At 38.0% G+C, this 23,358-nt stretch carries 25 protein-coding genes; 8 read left to right on the forward strand and 17 right to left on the reverse strand.

Going from position 1 to position 23,358, the window contains the following annotated elements; genetic code table 11:
- The first annotated feature begins 63 nt into the window (after positions 1-63).
- Complete coding sequence (crcB, locus tag LS48_RS09215; protein ID WP_062622262.1) at positions 64-435, forward strand: fluoride efflux transporter CrcB; 372 nt, start codon at positions 64-66, stop codon at positions 433-435.
- On the opposite strand, the gene LS48_RS09220 is transcribed toward crcB, so the two are convergent.
- The gene (locus LS48_RS09220; protein WP_062622264.1) at positions 432-1,037 is read right to left on the reverse strand and encodes a DUF1684 domain-containing protein; all 606 of its coding nucleotides are present in this window, start codon (positions 1,035-1,037) and stop codon (positions 432-434) included. The two genes, crcB and LS48_RS09220, sit on opposite strands and share 4 nt — an antisense overlap.
- A gap of 75 nt (positions 1,038-1,112) precedes the next feature.
- On the opposite strand from LS48_RS09220, the gene LS48_RS09225 reads away from it, so the two are divergent.
- Positions 1,113-1,823, forward strand: coding sequence for a hypothetical protein (locus tag LS48_RS09225; RefSeq protein WP_131807715.1), 711 nt, complete (start codon positions 1,113-1,115; stop codon positions 1,821-1,823).
- Between the two features lie 217 nt (positions 1,824-2,040).
- Entirely contained in the window at positions 2,041-3,261 is a 1,221-nt protein-coding gene (locus LS48_RS09230; protein ID WP_045080644.1) for an MFS transporter, read from the forward strand.
- 6 nt (positions 3,262-3,267) lie between these two features.
- Here the strand turns inward: LS48_RS09230 and LS48_RS09235 are convergent, their stop codons facing one another.
- Positions 3,268-3,465 carry a hypothetical protein gene (locus LS48_RS09235; RefSeq protein WP_062622269.1) on the reverse strand — a complete coding sequence of 66 codons (198 nt, stop codon included), beginning with the start codon at positions 3,463-3,465 and terminating at the stop codon, positions 3,268-3,270.
- Positions 3,466-3,564: 99 nt separating this feature from the next.
- Positions 3,565-4,008, reverse strand: coding sequence for an Lrp/AsnC family transcriptional regulator (locus LS48_RS09240; protein ID WP_045080646.1), 444 nt, complete (start codon positions 4,006-4,008; stop codon positions 3,565-3,567).
- Between the two features lie 127 nt (positions 4,009-4,135).
- Between LS48_RS09240 and LS48_RS09245 the strand changes: the two genes are divergently transcribed.
- Positions 4,136-4,531 (forward strand): hypothetical protein, encoded by a 396-nt coding sequence (locus LS48_RS09245; protein WP_062622270.1) that lies wholly within the window; start codon positions 4,136-4,138, stop codon positions 4,529-4,531.
- A gap of 64 nt (positions 4,532-4,595) precedes the next feature.
- A complete protein-coding gene (locus LS48_RS09250) occupies positions 4,596-5,192 on the forward strand; it encodes a hypothetical protein (protein WP_062622271.1) in 597 nt (198 codons plus the stop codon).
- Positions 5,193-5,202: 10 nt separating this feature from the next.
- Here the strand turns inward: LS48_RS09250 and LS48_RS09255 are convergent, their stop codons facing one another.
- Genes LS48_RS09255 through LS48_RS09265 form a run of 3 tightly spaced genes read right to left on the reverse strand, consistent with a single transcriptional unit; the run spans position 5,203 to position 9,646 of the window.
- A complete protein-coding gene (locus LS48_RS09255) occupies positions 5,203-5,661 on the reverse strand; it encodes an RES family NAD+ phosphorylase (protein ID WP_062622272.1) in 459 nt (152 codons plus the stop codon).
- 2 nt (positions 5,662-5,663) lie between these two features.
- Entirely contained in the window at positions 5,664-6,164 is a 501-nt protein-coding gene (locus LS48_RS09260) for an Xre family toxin-antitoxin system antitoxin (RefSeq protein WP_062622273.1), read from the reverse strand.
- Positions 6,165-6,220: 56 nt separating this feature from the next.
- Complete coding sequence (locus LS48_RS09265) at positions 6,221-9,646, reverse strand: methylmalonyl-CoA mutase family protein (protein ID WP_062622274.1); 3,426 nt, start codon at positions 9,644-9,646, stop codon at positions 6,221-6,223.
- Between the two features lie 164 nt (positions 9,647-9,810).
- Between LS48_RS09265 and LS48_RS09270 the strand changes: the two genes are divergently transcribed.
- From LS48_RS09270 to LS48_RS09280, 3 genes are all read left to right on the forward strand, one after another.
- The gene (locus LS48_RS09270; RefSeq protein ID WP_062622275.1) at positions 9,811-10,710 is read left to right on the forward strand and encodes a T9SS type A sorting domain-containing protein; all 900 of its coding nucleotides are present in this window, start codon (positions 9,811-9,813) and stop codon (positions 10,708-10,710) included.
- An 86-nt stretch (positions 10,711-10,796) separates the two neighbouring features.
- The gene (locus LS48_RS09275) at positions 10,797-11,510 is read left to right on the forward strand and encodes a DUF4197 domain-containing protein (protein ID WP_062622276.1); all 714 of its coding nucleotides are present in this window, start codon (positions 10,797-10,799) and stop codon (positions 11,508-11,510) included.
- 86 nt (positions 11,511-11,596) lie between these two features.
- Positions 11,597-11,797, forward strand: coding sequence for a Lacal_2735 family protein (locus LS48_RS09280; protein WP_204376469.1), 201 nt, complete (start codon positions 11,597-11,599; stop codon positions 11,795-11,797).
- 7 nt (positions 11,798-11,804) lie between these two features.
- Here the strand turns inward: LS48_RS09280 and LS48_RS09285 are convergent, their stop codons facing one another.
- From LS48_RS09285 to LS48_RS09335, 11 genes are all read right to left on the reverse strand, one after another.
- Positions 11,805-12,578 (reverse strand): ABC transporter substrate-binding protein, encoded by a 774-nt coding sequence (locus LS48_RS09285; RefSeq protein WP_062622278.1) that lies wholly within the window; start codon positions 12,576-12,578, stop codon positions 11,805-11,807.
- A complete protein-coding gene (pyrF, locus tag LS48_RS09290) occupies positions 12,565-13,386 on the reverse strand; it encodes an orotidine-5'-phosphate decarboxylase (protein ID WP_062622279.1) in 822 nt (273 codons plus the stop codon). Before pyrF ends, LS48_RS09285 begins: the two co-directional genes overlap by 14 nt.
- 26 nt (positions 13,387-13,412) lie before the next feature.
- Positions 13,413-14,489 carry a peptide chain release factor 1 gene (prfA, locus tag LS48_RS09295; protein ID WP_062622280.1) on the reverse strand — a complete coding sequence of 359 codons (1,077 nt, stop codon included), beginning with the start codon at positions 14,487-14,489 and terminating at the stop codon, positions 13,413-13,415.
- 98 nt (positions 14,490-14,587) lie between these two features.
- Complete coding sequence (locus LS48_RS09300) at positions 14,588-15,196, reverse strand: hypothetical protein (RefSeq protein ID WP_131807716.1); 609 nt, start codon at positions 15,194-15,196, stop codon at positions 14,588-14,590.
- Positions 15,197-15,368: 172 nt separating this feature from the next.
- Positions 15,369-16,547, reverse strand: a complete 1,179-nt coding sequence (locus LS48_RS09305) for an AIR synthase related protein (RefSeq protein WP_062622282.1) — start codon at positions 16,545-16,547, stop codon at positions 15,369-15,371.
- A gap of 82 nt (positions 16,548-16,629) precedes the next feature.
- Complete coding sequence (locus tag LS48_RS09310) at positions 16,630-18,153, reverse strand: carboxypeptidase regulatory-like domain-containing protein (protein WP_062622283.1); 1,524 nt, start codon at positions 18,151-18,153, stop codon at positions 16,630-16,632.
- Positions 18,154-18,168: 15 nt separating this feature from the next.
- Entirely contained in the window at positions 18,169-19,551 is a 1,383-nt protein-coding gene (locus LS48_RS09315) for a CsgG/HfaB family protein (protein WP_062622284.1), read from the reverse strand.
- A gap of 9 nt (positions 19,552-19,560) precedes the next feature.
- Positions 19,561-19,971, reverse strand: coding sequence for a curli production assembly/transport component CsgF (locus LS48_RS09320; RefSeq protein WP_062622285.1), 411 nt, complete (start codon positions 19,969-19,971; stop codon positions 19,561-19,563).
- Position 19,972: 1 nt separating this feature from the next.
- Positions 19,973-20,770 (reverse strand): CsgE family curli-type amyloid fiber assembly protein, encoded by a 798-nt coding sequence (locus LS48_RS09325; protein ID WP_062622286.1) that lies wholly within the window; start codon positions 20,768-20,770, stop codon positions 19,973-19,975.
- On the reverse strand, positions 20,771-21,310 hold the full coding sequence (locus LS48_RS09330) for a hypothetical protein (protein ID WP_062622287.1): 540 nt from the start codon (positions 21,308-21,310) through the stop codon (positions 20,771-20,773).
- 170 nt (positions 21,311-21,480) lie between these two features.
- A complete protein-coding gene (locus tag LS48_RS09335) occupies positions 21,481-22,950 on the reverse strand; it encodes a hypothetical protein (RefSeq protein ID WP_062622288.1) in 1,470 nt (489 codons plus the stop codon).
- Positions 22,951-23,358: the final 408 nt, after the last annotated feature.

Genomic DNA, 23,358 nt, shown 5'->3' on the forward strand with positions numbered 1-23,358 from the left:
TAAAGAAATTGCAATAAAAAAATATGTTCCCTTTAGCCACGAAAAAACAATTTTTATAGAAAAATGAAACAATTGGCACTGGTTTTTTTAGGCGGTGGCTTGGGAAGCGTCCTGCGGTATTTCTTTTCAAAGTTTTTGAACAATCCCGAAACCGGCATTCCGTTTGGAACCTTTGCGGCAAATATTTTGGGAAGTTTGCTGATTGGAATAATTTTGGGACTGGCCTTGAAAAACGAAACGCTCTCCCAAAATACTGTCCTGTTTTTGGCCACGGGCTTTTGCGGTGGGTTTACCACTTTTTCAACCTTTGCCTATGAAAACCATCTCTTTTTAAGAAGCGGCGACTTTATGTCTTTTGCCTTTTATACCATCGCCAGCTTTGTAGTGGGTTTCGCAATGGTTTTTTTCGGAATGTGGCTGGTGAAGTATTTTTAATGCTTCCCAAAATCTTTCACTCCGGCTTCAATTCGAATTAAAAGGTCGTTCTCCTTCGGCGGAATGGGGCACGAAAAACGAGGGCTGTACGCACAGTAAGGATTGTATGCCTTGTTGAAATCTATAATGATGGTATCGCCTACCGGAATGCGCTGGTCCAAAAACCTGCCACCGCCGTAGGAACCGTCGCCGCTGGTTAAATCGGTAAAGGGCAAAAATAAATAATCTTCGTAGCCAGGTTCATCGTACGGCTGGGTGCTTTTAAAAAGATTCAACACAAAATCCTTTCCTTCCAAAGAAAAATGGGCTTCGCCATACTTAACATATTCGGGCCTGCGGGAAGTGGTTGTGGGCATCAGGAACGGTTTTTCATCTAGGGTACGCACAAATTTTGCCTTCACAATATATTTTTCATCAATAGGATAAAATTCCAATCCTTTAAAGTTTTTGAAATCCTTGGGCTCCAAAATGGTAGTTTCAGGGTTGCTGAATTCTTCGTTCAGTTCCAGCTGCGCCGCCCTGCTTTCGGAAACTGTGGCCCCATTCTGGGCACCAACCCCGAGACAGCACAGTAAAAAGAGAATACTAATTGGGTACTTCATAATTTGTTTTCAGTAAAAGTAGAAAAGAATTCTAAACTTCATAAATATTTCTATTTTTGGGCAAATAAAAATTTTATGAAATTTCAAGTTTTACTCTTCACTTTTTTTATTTGTTTTGGCACACAATTTTTAGTTGCACAACATATTAGACTCGATAAAAAAGAAATGGCTTTTTTGGCATCTCAGGAAAAAATAAACGTTGTCTTTACTTACCACGACCTTCATTTCAATGCCGATAATTTTACCGAAGCAGAATTTTTGGATTATATAAAGAAAAAAATAGAAGGGAAATTAAACACTGAAGAAGCCTTGGATTGGGAACAAAAGCATCTTGCCGCCAAAGATTCTGTATATCCAAGGATATTTGTTGCTTCATTAAATAACCGCATCAAAAATTATGACCACCCCGTTGAATTTGTTTGGAATGATCCATCAATAAAATACACAATGAAAGTGCAAACAGATTGGATGTATTTTGGATATGATGCCGGAATAGCAAAACAGCCAGCCAAAGCAAATCTTAAAATCTATTTTTTTGAAACCTCAAATCCGGAAACCATTATTTCGCAAATTGACGTTGAAAGAGCCGAAGGTTTTGATGTTGTCGGAAGTTTATCTTTTTATAAAACTGGCACAACCACCTCTTTTGGCCCCTCGGGTAATTGGCTGGAAGAGTTTTTGAAAGCCAACGAAGATTACCCAAAACCAAGCCTTATAAGAATGGGAAATATGTATGATAAAGCCGCTGCTAGGTTCGGGATGACTTTAAAAAGAGTTTTGGATTAAAATAAAAAAATAATTTGCCAAAAAATATTTTTCACTACATTTGAAAATCAATTCCATTAAAAATGACAAATAGAACATACACCTGCCGCAAAAACCAGGTCATTTCACACCAGAAGTGCCGGCGATGTATGTATTGACTATATTACAATAGGTTTATACTATATAAAAACGTCCCGGCCAAAACCGGGACGTTTTACTTTTATGATACCAACCAAAGATGAAAAAAATTTATTCCAATTATTTAGCAAACTTTCGGGGACTCTCCCGGGAGATTTGGCTATTGTCCTTGGTTACGTTCATTAACCGCGCGGGGGCAATGGTAATTCCGTTTCTATCCTTATATCTCATAAATGTTGAAGGGTTCGATCTGCCACAAGTGGGTTGGATTATGTCGTGCTTTGGGCTGGGCTCCTTGGTGGGCACCTATATTGGCGGTAGATTAACAGATTCTATCGGGTTTTATAAAACCCTTCTTTCCAGTCTCTTTTTGGGTGGGGTGGGGTTTATACTTCTTCAATATATCAATACATTTTACGGATTCTGCATAGGTATATTTTTATTGACTTTGATGGCAGATGCAGGACGGCCCGCAATTTTTGTAGCAGCAGACGCATACTCTAAGCCCGGAAATATAACCCGGGGCATAGCACTGATTCGCTTGGCAATAAATCTTGGCTTTTCAATAGGGCCGTTAGTTGGAGGATTGATTATTGCCCACATCAACTATACGGCACTCTTCTGGATTGATGGGCTTACCTGCATGCTTGCTTCCTTCGGAGTATTTCTACTTTTGAAACCGAAAAAACTAAAAAGTACTGACGAAAAACCCATTATTGTAAAAGAGGGCCGACCTCCTTATTTCAATAAATATTTTCTGGTTTTTTTCTTTATCATGATTGCCTACAGTTTAGCGTTTGTCCAATATTTTTCGGTAATGCCAGTGTTTTATGAAAAGGTGCATTTCCTCACCGAAGACGTTATCGGGTGGCTATTATTTATAAATGGTGCCACGATTGTAATTTTTGAAATGCCGCTGATTGCCTGGCTCGACCGAAAGAAAATCTCAAAAACGATGGCCACCTTTTGGGGAATCTTCTTTTTAGGGTTGAGTTTTCTGGTACTAAATATGACCGATTGGGCAGGAATTTTGGTAGTTGCCATGCTTTTGATGACACTTGGCGAAATGATCGGGTTTCCATTCTCAAACGCGCTTGCATTGGAAATGTCGCCCAAAGGAAGAAAGGGAAGTTATATGGCGTTATACAGTATGAGCTTCAGCTTTGCGCACTTGATTGGGCACAATGGCGGGATGAATTTGGTAGATAATTTTGGTTATTTTAATACTTGGATATTTTTCTCGGCATTTCTGCTGTTGATAGCCGGATTAACCATTTGGCTCTACTTTTTACTGAAAAAATCGCAAACGGGAAATATTTAAATTGCCTTATACTTGGGGTTTCTTTTTGGCGCGACGCTGTTTACGCGAAACAATAACCGCATCCAAACACGAAATCATCAGGCCGATCCCCGCAAATAAACATATCAATCTAACTACTGTCGCTCCCGGAAATTCCAGGCCTGTAAACCCCAAAAGCGCCGAAATGACGGTAACTACTAAAAAATGGAAAGTATAATTTTTCATAATATTTTAAATTGGAAAGAATCTTGAGCGAAGATACCATACGGGCGGCACAAGAATTCTTAAAATGAATCCAATTATAACATATTTAACACTGCATAGTTACTTCAATGGCTTTATTTCATTGTTTTTAACCACGTGCGAAAGAACAATCTGTGTTTTGGTTTCGCCATACACTATCAGTTGATCGATAAATGCTTCCAAATGTTTTTGGTTTTTTAATACTACTTCCATTACAATATTCTCATTGCCGGTAATTCGGTAACAATTTAACACCTCATCATAGGTTTTTACAATTTCAAGGAAGGGTTTTAATTTCCCCATAAAGGCGCGCAATGTGATTATGGCCTTAAATTGATAGCCCGCCTCAAAAGGTGAAACGACCGTATAATAGCCATTGATAATACCCGAGTCCTCCATTTTTTTTATCCGTTCCGAAACTGCGGGTGAACTTATACCGACCTTTCTTCCTATTTCGGTATTGGGTTGCCTCGCATTTTTTTGAAGACAATTGAGTATTTTCCAATTTAAAGAATCGATGCTCATGTTAAAGTTATTTTGAAAATTTAAATAATAATTAAAGCAAATATAAAGTTTTACTTTAATATCGATTGTACAAAGTGAGGTGTAGTAAGTAAATTTGGTTCACTCTAAAATATAGTTAAGTACAACAATGGCACCGCAAGCTTTCAGAAATAATTCGCACTCTGCAATTTATAATAAAGCACTTGAGATTTTCTCTCTTTCAAGAAATATTGCTACCTATATTGGTCACGATTTGGCACACTTACAAAGAAACGGGCAGGAGGACCCAGGTATTTATTTTACAGGAGATATTGTGCAACAATCCATATCCCTGGGCCCTCAAATTTTGAAAGCAGAAAGCGGGAAATTTTCAGAAGAAAAACACAAATATGCTGCTTCAGTGATGCGGCTTTCCAATCTGCTTTATAAAAATTGTGAACGTCTGGAAAGAGTAAATAGCAACGGAAAGGATTTTCTACCCTTGTTGCGAAAAGAATTAAAAAGATTTAGAAAGCTCCAACACACCTGGAGGCTGACACTTTAGCCGATAGTTTTCGTCATTGCATCATTTTCATTTCGTATTTTCGTGGAACAGCTTTGCAATATATATGTTTGAAGACGACGATAATCCCGATCCCCGCGAAAGGTTTGAACGGACCAAAAAATTGCCCATATATAAGAAGGCCGAGGAAATTTCGGAATTGGTCCGGCATTTGGTAAAATCTGTTGAAAAAACCGATTTAAAATTCAAGCGAAAGGGTGAAAAGCAGCTACTGAACCACAGCCTTGCCTACTTAATGGAAAATTCCTTGATAATCCCCGCCAAGATAATGGGTGCCGAGGCCGTGGAACAATACGATCTTAAAATGGAAAATGCCGCCATAATTAGAAAAGCGGCGCGAGAGCTTGTTACCGACACTCATGGAATAGAGATGACAGGCTTTAAGGATACTGAGTATCTGGACCTACTGCGAAAGGAAGTGGATGAATTGCGCATTCTTTTTGCTGAATGGGTAAAAACGTTCGATCCCTGGGATTATATTATTGACCGCTGGGGGCTGTTCAATCCGCCCGGCATAAATTATGACGACCACGATCCCGATGACGACATTCCTTTTGACCCAAATAATTTCCCCGAAGAGTTTTTTGACGATGACTACGAGGAAGACAGTTTTGACGAAGATATGGATGACGAAGAGGATTAGCCCGAAAACGTTATCGAATTAACCGCGGGTCAAAATCCAAAGTTCCTTTCTTAATAATCTTTATGTTCCCGATATCTTTGTGATGTGGGTTTATCAAAATATTATGCTCCAGTTCCAAAATGGCCGATGGCACGCGTAGCGCCAAGCTCTCGTGCCGCTTGAGCCAAAAGGACCCCAACATCTGCACTTGTTTTGCGGCTTCTTCAGAGCTCCATTTCGGCTTAATGAAATCCAAGGATTGAATTGGTTTTATAAATTTATCTAAAATTTCCACTTCCAGAAAAGAATAGCCCACGGGCAATTTTGCAAATTCAACGTGCACGATAATTTCCAACAAGCTCAAGGAAAGATTCTGGGAAAAATAAACTACGGGATCACCGACCAAGTTCCACCTACCACCGTATAGTCTGGCGCCCTCGCCAGAAAGATCGTCAATATATTCGGTTTTGGAGATTCTAAAAATTCGCACAATTAAGAAGGAATACCATGGGCAATGCGACCAAGTACATTTTTTACATATTGAATTCCAAACCTCGTGTCGAGAAAGTCTAAGGGTTGCTGCCCTTTAAAAATATAGGGTCTAGAATGGAGCCAATTTCTAAAATCTTCGAGTGTTTCAAAAACGTCTATGCCTTCTGAGACCATTTCGGCTATCTCAAAAAGCTGTTCGGAAGCCGAAACCCCCAAGAGGTCATCATCTGCCTTGCGCTGTAATGTGCGGTGCGAAATGTGCAGCAAATCACTAAGCCGATCCATGGAAATACCCAATACTTCGCATATAGAATAAACCACGCTCTTGGGCAGACCCTTCCGGGTAACGGTAATAAGGTCAATATCGCTATTTACGGCCTGGCCCACCTGCCCCACGCCTCCTAAAACACCTACTATTCTGTCAAAAGGGTTGTCGAGCAAATAGAAAACCTCTGGTTCTTTCACCAAATTTACATCGGAAGGGTTTTGGTACCTTTTCATAATAACGACATTTGACACAAAGATATGTATTTTTGTCGTGTTTAAAAAACTTTCCGCTACATATTTCGCCTATATTGACCTCCTACTTCAAATAAGGACTCCGTAATCTGGCCCAAAGAGCAGACTTTAGTGGCTTCCATTAACTGTTCAAACATATTTTCGTTATGAATGGCGGCCGATTTCACTTTTTCAATTTTCTCATTTGCAATATCGGCATACATTTTATGAAGATTTTTCAATGTTTCAATCTGAACCTGCTTCTCTTCCTCGGTTGCACGAATCACTTCCGCAGGAAGCACGGTTGGCGAACCTTTGCTGCTTAAGAACGTATTCACCCCAATTATTGGGAAGTCGCCATTGTGCTTCAAAGTTTCATAATACAGGCTTTCCTCCTGAATCTTACTGCGCTGGTACATAGTTTCCATAGCGCCCAAAACGCCCCCGCGTTCCGTAATACTATCAAATTCCTTTAGAACAGCCTCTTCAACCAAATCGGTAAGTTCTTCAATAATGAAAGATCCTTGAATTGGGTTCTCGTTCTTGGCCAACCCGAGCTCCTTGTTAATGATAAGTTGAATTGCCATTGCACGGCGAACGCTCTCCTCGGTGGGGGTTGTAATCGCTTCGTCATACGCATTTGTATGAAGGGAATTGCAATTGTCATAAATAGCATATAAAGCCTGAAGAGTAGTCCGAATATCGTTGAAATCAATTTCCTGCGCGTGGAGCGAGCGCCCGGAAGTTTGAATGTGATATTTCAACATTTGTGCACGCGGGTTTGCGCCATATTTTTTCTTTAAGGCCTTTGCCCAAATTTTTCGTGCCACCCGGCCAATTACGGCATATTCCGGATCAATTCCGTTGCTGAAAAAGAATGAGAGGTTCGGGCCAAATTCATTGATGTCCATTCCTCTGCTCAAATAATATTCCACGTAGGTAAAACCGTTAGCGAGGGTAAATGCCAATTGGGTTATAGGGTTTGCGCCAGCCTCTGCAATGTGATAGCCGCTAATGGATACCGAGTAAAAATTTCGAACTTTTTTCTCGATAAAATATTCCTGCACATCGCCCATTAAGCGCAGTGCGAATTCAGTTGAAAAAATACAGGTATTCTGGGCTTGGTCTTCCTTTAAAATATCTGCCTGGACCGTGCCGCGAACCTGCTGTAAGGTTTCGTATTTAATCTTGTTATAGACTTCAGCATCCAAAACTTGATCGCCGGTAACACCGAGTAGCATAAGGCCCAAGCCATTATTGCCTTCGGGTAACTGACCGTGGTATTTGGGACGGGCAATATTCTTTTTCTTATAAATAGCTGAAATTTTCCTTTCTACTTCTTCCTCCAAACCATTTTCTGAAATGTACTTCTCACAATTCTGGTCAATGGCCGCATTCATAAAGAAGCCAAGAAGCATTGGTGCAGGCCCATTGATAGTCATACTAACCGAAGTCATTGGATGGCTTAAATCAAACCCGGAGTAAAGTTTTTTGGCATCATCCAAACAGCAGACGGAAACCCCTGCGTTACCTATTTTACCATAGATATCGGGACGAAGATCTGGATCATTTCCATATAAAGTTACACTATCAAATGCCGTGGAGAGTCTTTTGGCCGGCAGCCCCATACTCACATAATGGAAACGACGGTTGGTACGCTCCGGTCCACCCTCGCCGGCAAACATGCGGGCTGGATCCTCCCCCGTTCTCTTAAAGGGATAAAGTCCGGAAGTGTATGGAAATTCGCCCGGCACATTTTCCTGAAGGGTCCATTTTAGAATATCGCCCCAAGCCTGATATTTTGGCAGGGCAACTTTTGGAATCTGTGTGTGCGAAAGTGATTCGGTATGGGTCTTTATATTTATTTCCTTGTCGCGGACCTTAAAACTATAGATTGGATTTTTATACTTATTTACTTTTTCGTCCCAACCTGTTATTATTTCCCAATTGTAGGGATCTAAATTTAATTTTTCACGATCAAATTCAGCGAGCAACAGTTTTAATAGGTCTTTGTTTTTTTCTGAATTGACAATGGTTTCCGAAACAATTCCCGCCTTGTCCAATTCAGGTTTTTTACCTGAAATAGTTTCAATAGTTTTAAAAATTCCATAAAGTCTTTGGGCAACTTCGGTCTGTTCCGAAGCCTTTTTATCGTACGCCCTATTGTTTTCTGAAATTTCCGAAAGATATCGTGTGCGTGAGGGAGGAATCACAAACACTTTTTCGTCCATTTCCTCCGTAATCTTAAAATCACTTTTTAAATCTGTATCGGTTTTTTCGGCAAGTTGCTGCATTACGGCCTTGTAGAGCTTGTTCATTCCCGGATCGTTGAACTGGGACGCAATGGTGCCATAAACCGGGAGATCATCTTGTGAGGCATCCCATAATTGATGGTTGCGCACGTATTGTTTTTTTACATCGCGCAGGGCATCCAGCGAACCACGTTTATCAAATTTGTTTATTGCGACCAAATCGGCAAAATCGAGCATATCAATCTTTTCAAGTTGGGTGGCCGCACCAAATTCCGGCGTCATAACATATAAGGAAACATCACTGTGCTCAATAATTTCAGTATCACTCTGTCCAATTCCCGACGTTTCCAGAATAATAAGATCATACTCTGCAGCTTTTAGAACTTGGATGGCCTCGGTTACATATTTGGAAAGCGCAAGATTGCTTTGGCGTGTTGCCAAACTGCGCATATAAACCCGCGGGGAATTGATGGCATTCATACGAATTCGGTCACCCAACAATGCCCCGCCAGTTTTTCTTTTAGAAGGATCCACGGAAATTATTCCGATAGTTTTCTCCGGAAAATCAATTAAGAATCTTCGCACCAATTCATCGACGAGTGAAGATTTTCCAGCACCTCCGGTGCCGGTAATCCCTAAAACCGGAGTAGCTGCATTTTTATTTTTTACATGAATTTTGTCAAGTGTTTCCTTTGCAACCTCGGGAAAGTTTTCGGCCGCGGAAATTATTCTCGCAATTGCGCCAAATTCCTTCTTCTCCATATTTTTGAGCTCTCCATTCAATTTATCGCCTATGGGAAAATCAGATTGTTCTACCAAATCGTTTATCATTCCCTGTAATCCCATCTTACGGCCGTCATCTGGGGCGTAGATGCGTGTAATTCCATAATCCATCAATTCTTTTATCTCTGACGGCAGGATAACTCCGCCGCCGCCGCCAAAAATTTTTATATGTCCCGCTCCTTTTTCCTGCAAAAGATCATACATATATTTAAAGTATTCGTTGTGTCCTCCTTGATAGGAAGTCAAGGCTATTGCATTGGCATCTTCCTGAATGGCAGTATTTACAACCTCATCCACACTTCTATCATGGCCCAAGTGAATCACCTCTACGCCCGTAGATTGTATGATACGTCGCATAATGTTTATAGCCGCGTCGTGGCCATCAAATAATGATGCCGCTGTAACTATTCGAACTTTATATTTTGGTTTATAGGGAGTTACTTGTTCCATGTTTGTTTTTTCATTAATTATGAATTGCAAATTTAGTTAAAACGCAACGAACATAACGTATTGGAAGACTACACATATCATAAAAAAAACTAAAATGGGTTGCAATATTTCAATATTTTTGTATATTGCAGCATCAATATTAAACAATTAAAAACTTAAACATTATGAAAAAAATTTACTTATTGGCTTTTGCTATAGGAGCTTTTACATTTAGTGCTAATGCACAAATAATTGATGACGACATGGAAGGGTACTCGCCAGGTCCAGTACATGAAGACCATTGGTCTAGCTGGAGTGGTGCTGCAGGCCCTGAAGATTTGGTTATAAGTACTGACCAAGCATTTTCTCCTTCTCAGTCTGGTTATATCGGCGATGACGGTGTACAAGATGCCATGCTTTTGCTAGGAAACCAGACTTCGGGACAGTATATACTTTCATGGTATATGTATATTCCTGGTGGAAAAACTGGATACTATAATATCCAAGAAGATGAAGACACAGGTGCTTCAGGTGGAATTTGGGGTATTAACGTTCATTTTAACCTAGACAACTTAGCTCCTGGAACTGGATATGTTGTAGATGATGCGAACCCAGCAAATATTGTTTCAACTTTTAGCTACCCTGAAAACTTTTGGTTCCAAATTACTCACGAAATTGACTTAGATACTGACACCGTAGTAATGTATATCGATGGTAGTGAAATCTACAGTGGAGATTTTTATACTTCTGGTGGTAACCTAGGAGGTGTTGATTTCTTCTCTATTGATGCAAACAACCAGTATTACATTGACGATGTTTTCTTTGACACTGACAGTGCTGGATTAGAAGATTTTGCTGCTGATTCTTTCAGAGTATATCCAAACCCAGTTAAAGACGTATTGACTATTAGCACTAAAACTGCTGTGGATAACGTAACTATTTACGATGTATTAGGTAAAGCGGTTCTTACCGTAAATCCTGATGCTATTTCTCCAAAAGTAGATATGAGTGGTTTAGCTTCTGGTGCTTACTTGGTTCAAGTAACTATTGGAAACGCTACAAAAACAGTAAAAGTTCTTAAATAAGAATTTTTAAAAACTCTTTTTAAAGAAAAAAGCCCTTCAATATTGAAGGGCTTTTTTATATTTGAAATCTATATAATTCTAAAACTATGTTACTTAAAAAAATCTTTCTTTTCTGTTCAATTTTTCTTTTACTTTCTTGTGCTGAACTTCAACAAGTTGTCAACACAATTCCTACCGAAACAGGTATCGGAATGGACTCAACGACAATAGCTAATGGATTAAGACAAGCATTGGACAAGGGTATTGACAAACAAGTAACCAAACTTACCCAAAAAGATGGTTTTTATAAAAATCAACTGGTAAAAATAATGCTGCCATCTGAATTACAGAAAGTGGATCAGGGCTTAAGAGATATAGGCCTAGGGAGTTTAGCAGATGAGGGCATTAAAGCCTTGAACAGAGCCGCCGAAGATGCCGTAAAAGAAGCTACTCCTATATTTGTATCCGCTGTAAAAGAAATAACTTTTGCAGATGCAAAAAACATTTTATTGGGTCCCGATAATGCAGCTACCAATTATTTGGAACAAAGAACAACCTCAGCGCTCTATTCAAAATTTAACCCTGTGATTAAGCAGTCTTTTTCAAAAGTAGGTGCAGACCAGATTTGGACAAACATAATTACGAAATATAATTCCATTCCTTTCGTAACCAAAGTAAACCCAGACCTAACAGATTATGTTACCACTGAAGCGCTACAAGGCGTTTATAAAATGATAAGCGTAGAAGAGAAGGATATCCGCAATAATATTTCAGCAAGGACCACTACTTTACTTCAACAGGTTTTTGCCCTACAGGATTAAAAAAAGATATTTTTAATCAAATATAATTTATAAAATCATTAACCTCTTGTTAATAACACTTTACAAATACTAAGGCTATTTTTGTTGTGTACAAAGGTTTAGTTATGTATAATTGGTTTAGAAAAAAATCCAGAATTGAACAATTAAAAGAAAGATACAGACTTTTAATGAAACGCTCATTTGAACTTTCTTCAAAAGATCCCGAAAAAAGTGAAAAAGCACATCAACAAGCAGATAGAATTTTTCAAGAAATACAATATTTATCTTTTAGGAAAGCAGATAAATAATTATTGGCTAATGTAATTCTTTAAAATATTCAAAAGCCTTTATAAGTCGCGATCCATACCAGCTAAAAAACTCCCCATCTACTAATTTAACTTCAGAATTAAGTTCCTCTGCTAAAACATTCGCATCTACTTTTTTAAAGGGATAAGGTTCTGTAGAAAGAAGTACCAATTCTGCAGTCTTTATCAATTCAATACTTACTTCCGGATAGCGGGAATTTTTTTTTATAATGATATTTTCAAAATTATTAATTTGTAATAATTCATCAATAAAAGTGTTCTTTCCTACAGCCATATACGGATTTTTCCAAATTAAGTAAAGCACTTTTTTTGACGGGAAATCTCTTACATACTCCTTAAACCCTTCCAATTTTAATTTAATATTTGCTGTAATTTCCAAAGCCCTACCATCAACCTCAAAAATTTTCCCCAACTGAAGTATCATCTCAATACTTTCTGAAATCGTAGTAATATCACTCACCCAAACCGGAGCAACGTTTTCCAACTGAAGTACTATTTCTTCGCTGTTTTCTTCTTTGTTGCAAATGATAATATCTGGTTTAAGTGATTTTATTTTTTCAAAATCAACCTGCTTGGTTCCACCAACAATCGTTTTCTCCTTTCGCAAATCTTTGGGATGGACACAGAATTTGGTAACACCAACTATATTTTTGCGCAAGCCAAGAGCTACCAACAATTCGGTTTGGGAAGGCACCAACGAAATAATTCGCGATGGGGTGTGGGTAAAAGTTACAGTTCTATTTAATTGATCAACGAACTCCATCTAGAATGGCTTTCATGTCAAGCTGCATGTTCTTTGCTTCCTGAGCCGCAGCTTTGGCAAAATCAGTATCTTTTGAAGCATAAATAATTCCACGTGAAGAATTCACTAGCAAGCCAACATTCTCAGTCAATCCATATTTGCAGACTTCTTTCAAGCTTCCGCCCTGTGCCCCTACGCCGGGAACTAATAAAAAACTGTGCGGAATAATTTTACGAATGTCAGCAAAGAACTCAGCCTTCGTTGCGCCTACCACATACATCAGGTTTTCACTATTGCGCCATTTCTTTGAGGTTTTTAAAACCTGTTTGTACAACTCTTTTTCACCAACGAGTTTGGTTTGAAAGTCGAAAGCGCCTTCATTGGACGTCAATGCAAGCATAATAGTGTGCTTATTCTCAAAAGCGAGAAAAGGCTCTACGGAATCCTTTCCCATATAAGGAGCAACAGTAACCGAATCAAAACCAAGATCCTCAAAAAAAGCTTTTGCGTAACGGCTGGAAGTATTGCCAATATCTCCTCGCTTCGCATCGGCAATGGTAAAAATTTCAGGATAGTTTTCGTTTAAATAGTTTATGGTTTTCTCCAACGACCTCCAGCCTTTCAAACCATACGCCTCATAAAATGCGGTATTCGGTTTATAGGCAACCGCATATTGGTGGGTAGCGTCAATTATGGCTTTATTGAATGAAAAAATAGGATCTTCCTCTTTTAAAAGAAATTCAGGAACTTTTTCAAGGTCAACATCAAGCCCAACGCAAAGAAACGATTGCTTTTTTTTTATTTCTGAAATCAAATTCGCTGTAGTCATAATCTATTATTGCAGAAGAAAAATATTTAAAAAGTTTCGCCTGTTTCCTTCAATTTTTCGGTATTGCTAACCAATTGCAGCTCGTCAATTATTTCCTGAATGTCACCGTTCATAATATTTCCGAGGTTATATAATGTAAGGTTAATTCTATGATCGGTCACACGTCCTTGTGGATAGTTATAGGTTCTAATCTTGGCGCTACGGTCACCACTGGTCACCATTGATCCTCGTTTCAGAGCATCTTCAGCCTGCTTTTTGGCCAGTTCAAGATCATACAATCTGGAACGTAAAACCCTAAAGGCTTTCTCTTTATTTTTATGCTGCGATTTCTGGTCTTGGCACTGTGCTACAATTCCCGTGGGCACATGCGTTAATCGCACCGCAGAATAGGTAGTGTTAACAGATTGTCCTCCAGGTCCTGAAGAACAAAAGAAATCAATACGCACATCTTTGGGATTTACTTCTATATCAAATTCCTCCGCTTCCGGAAAAACCATCACCGTTGCTGCACTTGTATGTACCCGACCCTGCGTTTCCGTTTGCGGCACACGCTGCACACGGTGTACACCCGCTTCGAACTTAAGCGTTCCGTAAACATCTTCCCCTTCTATTTCAAACTGTACTTCCTTAAAACCGCCGCTGGTGCCCTCGTTAAAATCTATCACATTGGTCTTCCAGCCTTTTCCCTCGCAGTATTTGGTGTACATTCTGAAAAGATCGCCTGCAAAAATACTCGCCTCATCACCACCTGTTCCAGCTCTTATCTCCATCACGGCATTTTTGGCATCTTCGGGGTCTTTCGGCACCAAAAGAAATTTGATCTCTTCTTCTAGCTTAGGCAAGCGTGTTTTTGCTTCTTCCAGTTGTAGCTTCGCCATTTCCACCATTTCGGCATCGCTACCATCGGCAATTATTTCTTCTGCTTCGTTTATATTGTCAGTAAGTTCCAAAAATTCGGCTCGCTTATCCATCAAAATTCGCAGATCCTTATATTCCTTATTTAACTGAATGTACCGCTTTTGATCGCTGATTACATCGGGTTGTATTATGAGGTCGCTCACCTCGTCAAAACGTTGTTTTATTATTTGAAGCCTGTCTAACATATAGATTTTATAATGGGTGCAAATTTACAATTTTTTAAGGGAATGGAAGCGATTGTAAATGGGTTCAATCTTTAAAAAAATTTGAGGAGCGACAGTTTTTAAAACCTTTTGGTTTTTAAATCGAAAAAAGAAAAATGCACCAACGTATAGAGGCTACCCACAAATAAAATTCTCGCCACATACACAAAAGCGATGCTATACCCTAAGTCGTAGTAGGCAATACCCCTGAATATTTCGGCAAAAATGATCAAAAACACCAAAAGCATAAAGCTCATGGACAGCTTAGAATTAAAATAATGATTGTAGAAAAGTGCCAAAAAAGCCAATAAAATTCCACAAAAAGCACTCAATATCATAAAGAGGTATTGCGTATAGTTTAAAATCATATCCTTCATCAATTCAATCAACTGAATGAACAAATAACCATTCACCAACATCATCAATACAAAAAGAAGGGTAAACTTTTTAGTTAGATTTTTCAAATTAATCTTTGGAATAATATACCAAAGCAGCATCAAAAACGCCAAAAAGTTCAATATCATAGAAATACTTGCCATGGTACCGTTTTCATACCAAATGGTTGTAATGCTGGAAGCCCCGTAAAAGAAAAGAAACCCCACCAACCACTTTTGAATATGCTTTCCGTGTGCAATAAATAGATAAACCAGGGCGGTATAACAAATGATACCACGCAGTAAACGAAACAAAAAATAATTGTGTAATAAGTGAACAATAACGCTTAAAAGGACAAAAAAAACAGCCAGAAAACCTAGCCCTATTTTGTAGTTTTTGAAAAAAAGTTTCTCAGACATTCGCTATTAATGATATGAGAATAAAACGTAACCAACTCAAAATCATTTGCGAATATAATTGAAAATATTAATATACAAATTCTCCCATAGTAGATTTAATAGTAAGCTGTTTGGAAGAAGCGGCTTCTACCCTGCCCACAACCTGTGCATCTACATTAAAAGATTTTGAAATTTCAATAATGCTTTCAGCAATAGTTTCGGGAACGTAAAGCTCCATCCGGTGTCCCATGTTGAATACTTGGTACATTTCTTTCCAATCTGTCCCACTTTCAGCCTGAATAAGTTTAAACAGTGGTGGAATTTCAAATAGATTATCCTTTATAATATGAAGATTTTCCACAAAGTGAAGAATCTTCGTCTGCGCGCCCCCACTGCAGTGCACCATTCCTTGAATTTCCCCATTACTGAATTGTGAAAGAATTTTTTTAATGATAGGCGCATAGGTACGTGTGGGTGAAAGCACCAACTTACCAGCGTTTAAAGGACTGTCCGCAACTGAATCATCCAATCTTTTTGATCCCGAATAAACAAGTTCCTCAGGAACTGATGAATCAAATGTCTCTGGATATTTTTTTGCCAAATAGTTTTCAAAAACATCGTGTCTAGCGGAAGTCAAACCGTTACTACCCATACCACCATTGTATTCCTTTTCATAAGTAGCTTGTCCAAAAGAAGCAAGCCCCACGATCACATTGCCCGGTTTAATATTCGCATTGTCAACAACCGCACTGCGTTTCATTCGTGCCGTAACTGTGGAATCTACTATTATGGTACGTACCAAGTCACCCACATCTGCCGTCTCTCCACCCGTTGAATGAATGGTAACGCCGTATTGTCTCATTTCAGAAATCAATTCTTCGGTACCGTTTATAATTGCTGAAATGACTTCACCGGGAATTAAATTTTTATTTCTACCAATGGTTGAGGAAAGCATAATATTATCAACGGCGCCTACGCAAAGAAGATCGTCTATATTCATAATAAGTGCATCTTGCGCAATTCCTTTCCATACCGAAAGATCGCCAGTTTCTTTCCAATAAGAATATGCAAGTGATGATTTTGTACCGGCCCCATCGGCGTGCATGATCAGGCAATAATCTGCATCGCCAGTTAGATAATCTGGAACAATCTTGCAGAATGCCTTCGGAAAAAGACCTTTATCCACGTTTTTGATGGCGTTGTGCACATCCTCCTTAGCTGCTGAAACGCCACGTTGCGCATATCGTTTTGAAATATCTTTGCTCATTGCGAAATATTAAGGCACAAAAGTACGGATTAATAAAAAGCCCACAAAGGTGGGCTTTCAAGGTTTTTAATATTTTATAATATTATTCCCAATCGGGCATAAATGCTTCGGTGAACAGTAATTGATCCTCCTGGTTATCATCAAAAATATAGGAAAAAATTGCTGGAGTGGCTCCAAAGTTGTTTCGCTTTCGTGTAAAAATCACTGCCCCTTCCGAAGGTGAAAATTTCACATCAAGATCATTCTCTCCTTCAAGAACATCTGTATCTAAAGGCACCAAAGGATCGGTACTGCCTATAGGATGTAGAAAGATACGGCTCTGAAATATTCTATAAGAATTGTTTTCCGATCCGCTTATATCCCAAGTGAATAATACCTTATCTGCATTTGCAGAAATATCAATACCTCCCGCTGCACCATTCACGTTTTCCAAAATTATATTTTCTTCGGTCTGGGTAGATAGTCTTGCTGTATAAATACGAATATTATAACCACTAGAGTTGTTTGTCTTCAACATTACCAAATCATCGTCAAATTGAGGTACTGCAACTTCGGAAATAAAAGCGCCATCGGTCGTTGTGTATTCTAACTTAAAGCCACTTCCATCGGAATTTATGGAATATAATTTATCGAAATGTGGATAATAGATTTTACTGTCATTCTGTGCCCAGGTGAATTCCAATTCCTCAGTACGGAAACCCGCTATAGGTTTTTGCGATGTAATTTGAGTAATACCAGTTCCGTTAAAATTCATTGTAAAAATATGTGTGTTTCCCCCAGAATTCCTTAAAAAGGCTATTTTATTTAGAATATTACTTTTTTTGGGTCTAAAACTGTTTACGTTTTCACTGGTTAACTGAAGAACGTTAAAGTCTGGTTCTTGAGAAGTTCCCGAGGTAGGATCTTCAGCCCCAGAATAGATCACTAAATTATCATTGTTTTTCCTTACAAAAACAAATGGATTATCCGGAAAGGTTATTGTCTTAAATTCACTTATTATAGAACTTACGGGATCGTTGGTATCATCGGTAACTGTAACTTGCCAGAAATATTTTGTGGCCAATTGCAAATTGCTAACCGTAAACGTTGTATCCTGACCAACTTCAAAAACCTGTATTTCGTCGGTACTTCCGTTTCTTAAGTCCAATTTATAGGAAAGCTCATCATTTTCAGGATCGGATGCTTCCCATATAAACTGTACTTGTAAAGGTTGCTCTACTGCGCCATCTTCAGGTGTTACGAGATTTGGCACCGACGGCGGATTATTATCTGAATTGGCAAGCTTCAATTCAAAGGACACGGCAGCCGTTTTTCCTTCTTGAACTGTTGTAGATTCAAAGCCAGCTGCATAACCAGCTAACTCAGCTTGTACGGAATAATCATCGACTTTAACATCTACCAATCGGAATCTTCCCACTGAATCCGTAAAAACCGTAGTTGACGCCGGGTTGGTCGTAATTTTTACATTTTCAAGTGCCTCACCAGTAATCTTGTCTGTAACCTTTCCTGAAATATTACCGGTAAGGACAACATCTATAGTATCTTCACTACATCCAAAGTTGATTAGGAAGAAACTTGCAAAAACTAAGAATATATATTTTTTCATCTTATCTATTTTGAATTATAGTTTAAAGTAATAATTGAGGCCCACTCCAAAATTATAATAAAAGTCGTTTCTTTTTCCTTGGACTGCCTTTTCCAGTTTATCGGTAAAAACCAAATTGTGTTCTCCAAAAACTTTTATTCCAAATTTTTTGGAAATAAAATATTCCAGACCTACACCGTATTGAACTTTAAAAAAAGGCTCGCCAGTGTCAAAAGCATTGTCATTTCTAGGATCCAAAAGCGCAATTATTACCCCAGAACCTGCATAAATAAAGGGAGTAAATTTATCATTAGGCAATAAAGCAAACTCGCCATTTAAATCTGCACTCGCAAACACATTTCTATACTGCCGTCCATTATCAATCCTGAAAGCAGAAGCTTTCAGGTTTGCATTAAAATAGCGGCCAAAATGTTTTTTATATTCCAATCGGGCTAAAAATCCAAGTTCCTGCGTGCTATAGTCATTGTCGGGCAGATTGCCTCCCAGGGAAATTGACAGTGCATTTTTGGCTTCCCGTCCCACTTGCAATCGATCAAAAAGTAAAGTTGATTCATCTTTTTCCTTTTCCGCAATATAGTCTGCCACCAATTGGTCATTTACTTCTTTTCCTCCTTGAGTACTCCAGAATTGTTTCTGAATACCCTCAATAATCAAATCGTGAACCGCCTTTTCAATGGCATCTTTCATAGCTAATTGCACGGGTTCATTTTGAGTTACTCCTGTTTCTGCTTCAAGTAATCTTTGAAATTTTACGAAACGAAAAAAACTTGCATCGATGGCTTGGGAAAGAATCGTTTTTGAAACATATACAGTCTTTAAAATTTCGCCATTGCTGGTGGAAACAGCTCGTAAATAAACAGTTATTCTATCTTGTCTATATTTTGCAGAGCCTCCCAGCCCAAAATAACGAGCACCCATTCCACCTGTAATGATGTTTGTATCGTAGGAAATTATACCCCCCTCAAGCAACAGACCCGCATATAAAAGGGGTGGTAGCGGAGGTTCATTTGGATTTAAATTTTTTATGTATTCCTGTTTGGTATTCCGAATAATATTACGTTCGGTGGAAAGATTACTCAAATTTTCTCGCTCAATGGGTATAAACCAACCTGAATCCTCCAAGGCTTTGATAAGCATGGTCGTCCCCCCTTGAGAAACAGCGGTACTAAATGTACTTCCATTTTCTACCGCCTTATACTGTCCAGTCTGATCGCTAAAATTATAAACTGCAACTTCCAAAGGCTGGGCCGCCGCGGGTAAATCTAACAAAGTGGAGGTAGATTTTGAAAACTCTCCAGTCCTGGCCGCCTCTTGAAACATTGGCTGATTAAAATAGGCACCACAGGACGACAACATTAAAACTCCCAATAGGGAAAGTGATTTTAAAAAGATTTTCATGAATGTATTTTAATTTGGGACAATTACTTGAGTTTCCTCGCCAGTTGATGTGTCTAATATATTTATGACTACTCCTTCATCAGATTGAAATATCTCAAGATTTAGAGTGCCGTAGGTAAAAGTTCCCTCTTCGTCAAGGTTTAGGCCGTTAATATTCTGTTGCAATAATATGCGAGAGATTTGGCTTAACAATTGTCTATTTAAATTATCGCCAAATTGTCCAAGCTCAGATTGCTGATCTCTTTGATTTGCAGGAGCGGTAAGTTTATTTTGAGAAGTGGCAGAACTTAATAACCAGTTATAATTAAATGTATCACCCCCAAATGCAGGATTTAAAGGTTCATATGTAAATTGTTGCGCAAACCCAAGAGTTCCAAAAAATAATAAAACAGTAGAAAAAATTAGTTTAAATAGGTTCATATCAATATCGAGTTAGGGTATTGTCTTTTTGCTTTTGTAATTGTTGAAGGTACGCAATACAACGATCTAATGCGGCAATAGCCATGCTTTGTAAAAATGATTTTTTAGGTTGCGAAAAAAATTGCCATATTAATTTATCATCTATTTTTACTGATATTCTAGTACTTCGCATTCTTCCTGGTACTTCTTCTATTAGGATATTTTTCTTTGTTTGCATGCCACGGTTAAAATATTCGGAATAAAAATACTTGTAAAAATCACGCCCCGCCTTTGTGAGAGTATTTTCCACTACCAATCCATCCATGACATAACCATCTTGCGGAGCTGCTTGATCCTGACTCGCTGCAGTTTTTGGATTCAATACATCCTCATTTACAATTCTCTGATAGCCATTTTCGTATATTAATTCTATGCGATCTTGACCCACAGGCTTATCATCTTTATCATAAAGCACCAACACTAAAACTATCTTATCGTCAACACTATAATTTACGGATACTGTGGACAATACTTTCTTTTCATTAGCTTTTAGAAAGAAGCGATCAGTCTGATTATTTCTTGATGTATTATTATTATCATCAGTGCTATATACGCTAAAATCATATCTTAAATTTATATCTGTTGGCGTAAGATTTTCAGCAGTTGCGGCAAAAGTGAAAAATTCACTTTCTTTCTTAATATAAATTTTAGCTACATAATCTTTGTTATAAAATTGTGCATTTATCTCTGTAGTTATGCAGAGCATAATTACCAAGAATAAAAAATTTCTCAATGTATTTTTAAATGTAAAAACTTTCATTTAATAAAAACTTCTAACAATAATTGTTGGAGAAGCTTCTGTTTGTCTAAACTTTATTGATTTGGTCAATTCGTTAACGCCATCACGTTCAAAGTTAAGATAGTCTCCTTCCTGAATCAAATCTAAAGAAATATCCGCATTTGGATTATTTACAAAATCTTTAATTCTGTTGTTGTTTCCATTCTGCACGAGATCTGTCACCGCAGAATTAGCAATATAATTTAGGTTTGTGTCATTATAATTACCATTTTGAAGAAGATTGATTTCACTGGCGTTTGTTTGGGTTATAATTCGTGTAGTATTAAAATCTCCTATTTGACGCACATATACTGAATTACCTTCAATAAGTGCATTTTTTGGATTTGGCACTGAAATGATCCCTAAATTAGTCAAAATCTGAGGAGTTACATTATCTGCATTAATTACTTTTTCATCCCCATTTGTATTATCTCCCTCCCCTTTATAAGTTTGGCCCCAAACAACTGGCATTAATAAAATTGAAGCTAAGATACCAAATACTATATTTTTTGTTTTTTTCATAATCAGCAATGTATATGTTTTTCAATAAAATCGTATTTAGTATATCAATACCCAAATAGTTTTTAGAATATTCAAAAACCTTGTGTTAAAGATATTAATTTTATTGGAAAAGGAGGGCAAAAATTCGCCCTCCTTTATTTATTAGTAATATGTATTTACAAAAGTTGGGCTTAGCAACCTGGACATACATCATCAATAACTAATCCTGGAGTGCCATAATTTCCAGTGTGAGTATCCATATCAGGGAAATCACAAATGATGCCTGGATCTGTTCCATTAGGATTTAGTTGAAGAACGTTTACAGAATTACCTCCATTAGGCATACCATCTGTAAGGTTTTGTTGAACTGAATAGCTGTGACCACCATCTTGTACAACTAAAATACCATTATCCATTCCTCTTTGTGCAGTTTGAACATAATTATCGTCACCTAATTGATGAGTATTTACTTGATTACACTCACCTCTTTGAGTTGACATAGCTATGTTATCATTACCATCCTGGAATTGATATGCTTTATGAGTATTACCGTTTTGAGCTATACCAGCTTGGTTACCATTTCCTGTTTGATCTTGCCAAGCAGAGTTACCACTTCCATTAGGATTACCAAATAAATTCTGGATTACATAAGCAGCGTTATCATCGCCTGTTTGATTTTGCTCAGAATAGTTACTACCATTAGTTGCATCACCATTTTGATAAAGTTCAGCATTGTTTCCAACACCTAGTTGATTTTGGAATGCTCTACCATCAGTAGATCCAGGATTGTATGAACCATTTTGGATATCGTCTATAGAAGTAAGACGACCAAAATAAATTGAAGTTGTTAAGTCACTAGCGATGGTACCGTCTCCTTGAGAAATAAAAGCTTCGTTTTGTGCAGCAGCGGCCCCCCCGGTATTTTCTTGAGTTTGCTGAGCCTCATTTCCATCGCCTATTTGAGCTATAAGAGCAGAGTTATTGCCATCATTACCTCTTTTTTGATCTTGGAAAGCTTTGTTCTCATCTCCTTGTTGCCAGATTTCTGATTGATGCCCACCAGTTAAGTTTGCACCCGCATTTTGCTTACTAAAAGCCATGTTACCATCACCAACTTGGTTAATTAAAGCGGAACTACCGTCAAAAGTTTGCAAGGTTTTAGCAACGTTATTATCACCATCTTGATTTACTTCTGCCATATTATCTTGCGCTTGCTCATTAGTACCTTGACGGATCCAAGCAAAGTTATTACTGCTTCCGTCATCATTCATACCCTGATTTGTAAGTGCTTCATTATAATCCCCTTGTTGGTCAGTAATGGACTTATTCTCAGATCCCATTTGATGCACTTCAGCATCATTTCTTACACCACTAGTAGTTTGAATTGCACCAACTTGTGTAATAAGAGCTAAATTACCTCCGATTCCTGAACCATTTCCTTGATAAGTAGAGGCCGATTGACTCGTACCTACTTGAAGAACTTGTACGCGGTTATTATCGCCAGTTTGTGTAGATTGCCCAGTGTTTGCATTGGGATCTACAGATAAATTTGTAATGGTTTCAGCACCAGTGGGAGCTGTAGGAGTTTCCACTCCACCTCTCTGCGCAAAGGCAAAACCACAAAACATTAACGCCGCAGCGCCTAAAATTACTTTTTTCATAATTAAAAGATTTAAAGATTAATATTTGGTTAAAAAAATATTCAGTTTTTGACAAGGAATTACTTCCTTGCATAAAAATAAACCATCATTAAATGATTTATATAATTATTAAAGGGGATATGTTTTAAAATGTATTTAAAACACATTTTAGAACTAAGGGATACTTTAAAAATGAATCAATATGATTTAAAACCAAAAGATTCTTTTACTAAGGGGATAGATTTGTTATTTTAACAATTTTGAGGAGATGGGTTTGTGATATTGCTACCACTTAACCACAACCCAAAGATGCAATAAAAAATATTAATACACAACTAAGTAACAGCCAGTTGCACTAAAAAGGGGGATTTCCCCCTTTTGAAAAAGGGTTTTCCCTCACACCAATTCCAAATTTATCAGACAAAAAAC

Source organism: Aequorivita aquimaris (assembly GCF_001573155.1).
Taxonomy (GTDB): domain Bacteria; phylum Bacteroidota; class Bacteroidia; order Flavobacteriales; family Flavobacteriaceae; genus Aequorivita; species Aequorivita aquimaris.

Coding starts and splice junctions, on each gene's coding strand:
- crcB (WP_062622262.1), top strand. CDS start 64: ATGAAACAATTGGCACTGGTTTTTTTAGGCGGTGGCTTGGGAAGCGTC.
- LS48_RS09220 (WP_062622264.1), bottom strand. CDS start 1,037: ATGAAGTACCCAATTAGTATTCTCTTTTTACTGTGCTGTCTCGGGGTT.
- LS48_RS09225 (WP_131807715.1), top strand. CDS start 1,113: ATGAAATTTCAAGTTTTACTCTTCACTTTTTTTATTTGTTTTGGCACA.
- LS48_RS09230 (WP_045080644.1), top strand. CDS start 2,041: ATGAAAAAAATTTATTCCAATTATTTAGCAAACTTTCGGGGACTCTCC.
- LS48_RS09235 (WP_062622269.1), bottom strand. CDS start 3,465: ATGAAAAATTATACTTTCCATTTTTTAGTAGTTACCGTCATTTCGGCG.
- LS48_RS09240 (WP_045080646.1), bottom strand. CDS start 4,008: ATGAGCATCGATTCTTTAAATTGGAAAATACTCAATTGTCTTCAAAAA.
- LS48_RS09245 (WP_062622270.1), top strand. CDS start 4,136: ATGGCACCGCAAGCTTTCAGAAATAATTCGCACTCTGCAATTTATAAT.
- LS48_RS09250 (WP_062622271.1), top strand. CDS start 4,596: ATGTTTGAAGACGACGATAATCCCGATCCCCGCGAAAGGTTTGAACGG.
- LS48_RS09260 (WP_062622273.1), bottom strand. CDS start 6,164: ATGAAAAGGTACCAAAACCCTTCCGATGTAAATTTGGTGAAAGAACCA.
- LS48_RS09265 (WP_062622274.1), bottom strand. CDS start 9,646: ATGGAACAAGTAACTCCCTATAAACCAAAATATAAAGTTCGAATAGTT.
- LS48_RS09270 (WP_062622275.1), top strand. CDS start 9,811: ATGAAAAAAATTTACTTATTGGCTTTTGCTATAGGAGCTTTTACATTT.
- LS48_RS09275 (WP_062622276.1), top strand. CDS start 10,797: ATGTTACTTAAAAAAATCTTTCTTTTCTGTTCAATTTTTCTTTTACTT.
- LS48_RS09285 (WP_062622278.1), bottom strand. CDS start 12,578: ATGGAGTTCGTTGATCAATTAAATAGAACTGTAACTTTTACCCACACC.
- pyrF (WP_062622279.1), bottom strand. CDS start 13,386: ATGACTACAGCGAATTTGATTTCAGAAATAAAAAAAAAGCAATCGTTT.
- prfA (WP_062622280.1), bottom strand. CDS start 14,489: ATGTTAGACAGGCTTCAAATAATAAAACAACGTTTTGACGAGGTGAGC.
- LS48_RS09305 (WP_062622282.1), bottom strand. CDS start 16,547: ATGAGCAAAGATATTTCAAAACGATATGCGCAACGTGGCGTTTCAGCA.
- LS48_RS09310 (WP_062622283.1), bottom strand. CDS start 18,153: ATGAAAAAATATATATTCTTAGTTTTTGCAAGTTTCTTCCTAATCAAC.
- LS48_RS09315 (WP_062622284.1), bottom strand. CDS start 19,551: ATGAAAATCTTTTTAAAATCACTTTCCCTATTGGGAGTTTTAATGTTG.
- LS48_RS09320 (WP_062622285.1), bottom strand. CDS start 19,971: ATGAACCTATTTAAACTAATTTTTTCTACTGTTTTATTATTTTTTGGA.
- LS48_RS09325 (WP_062622286.1), bottom strand. CDS start 20,770: ATGAAAGTTTTTACATTTAAAAATACATTGAGAAATTTTTTATTCTTG.
- LS48_RS09330 (WP_062622287.1), bottom strand. CDS start 21,310: ATGAAAAAAACAAAAAATATAGTATTTGGTATCTTAGCTTCAATTTTA.
- LS48_RS09335 (WP_062622288.1), bottom strand. CDS start 22,950: ATGAAAAAAGTAATTTTAGGCGCTGCGGCGTTAATGTTTTGTGGTTTT.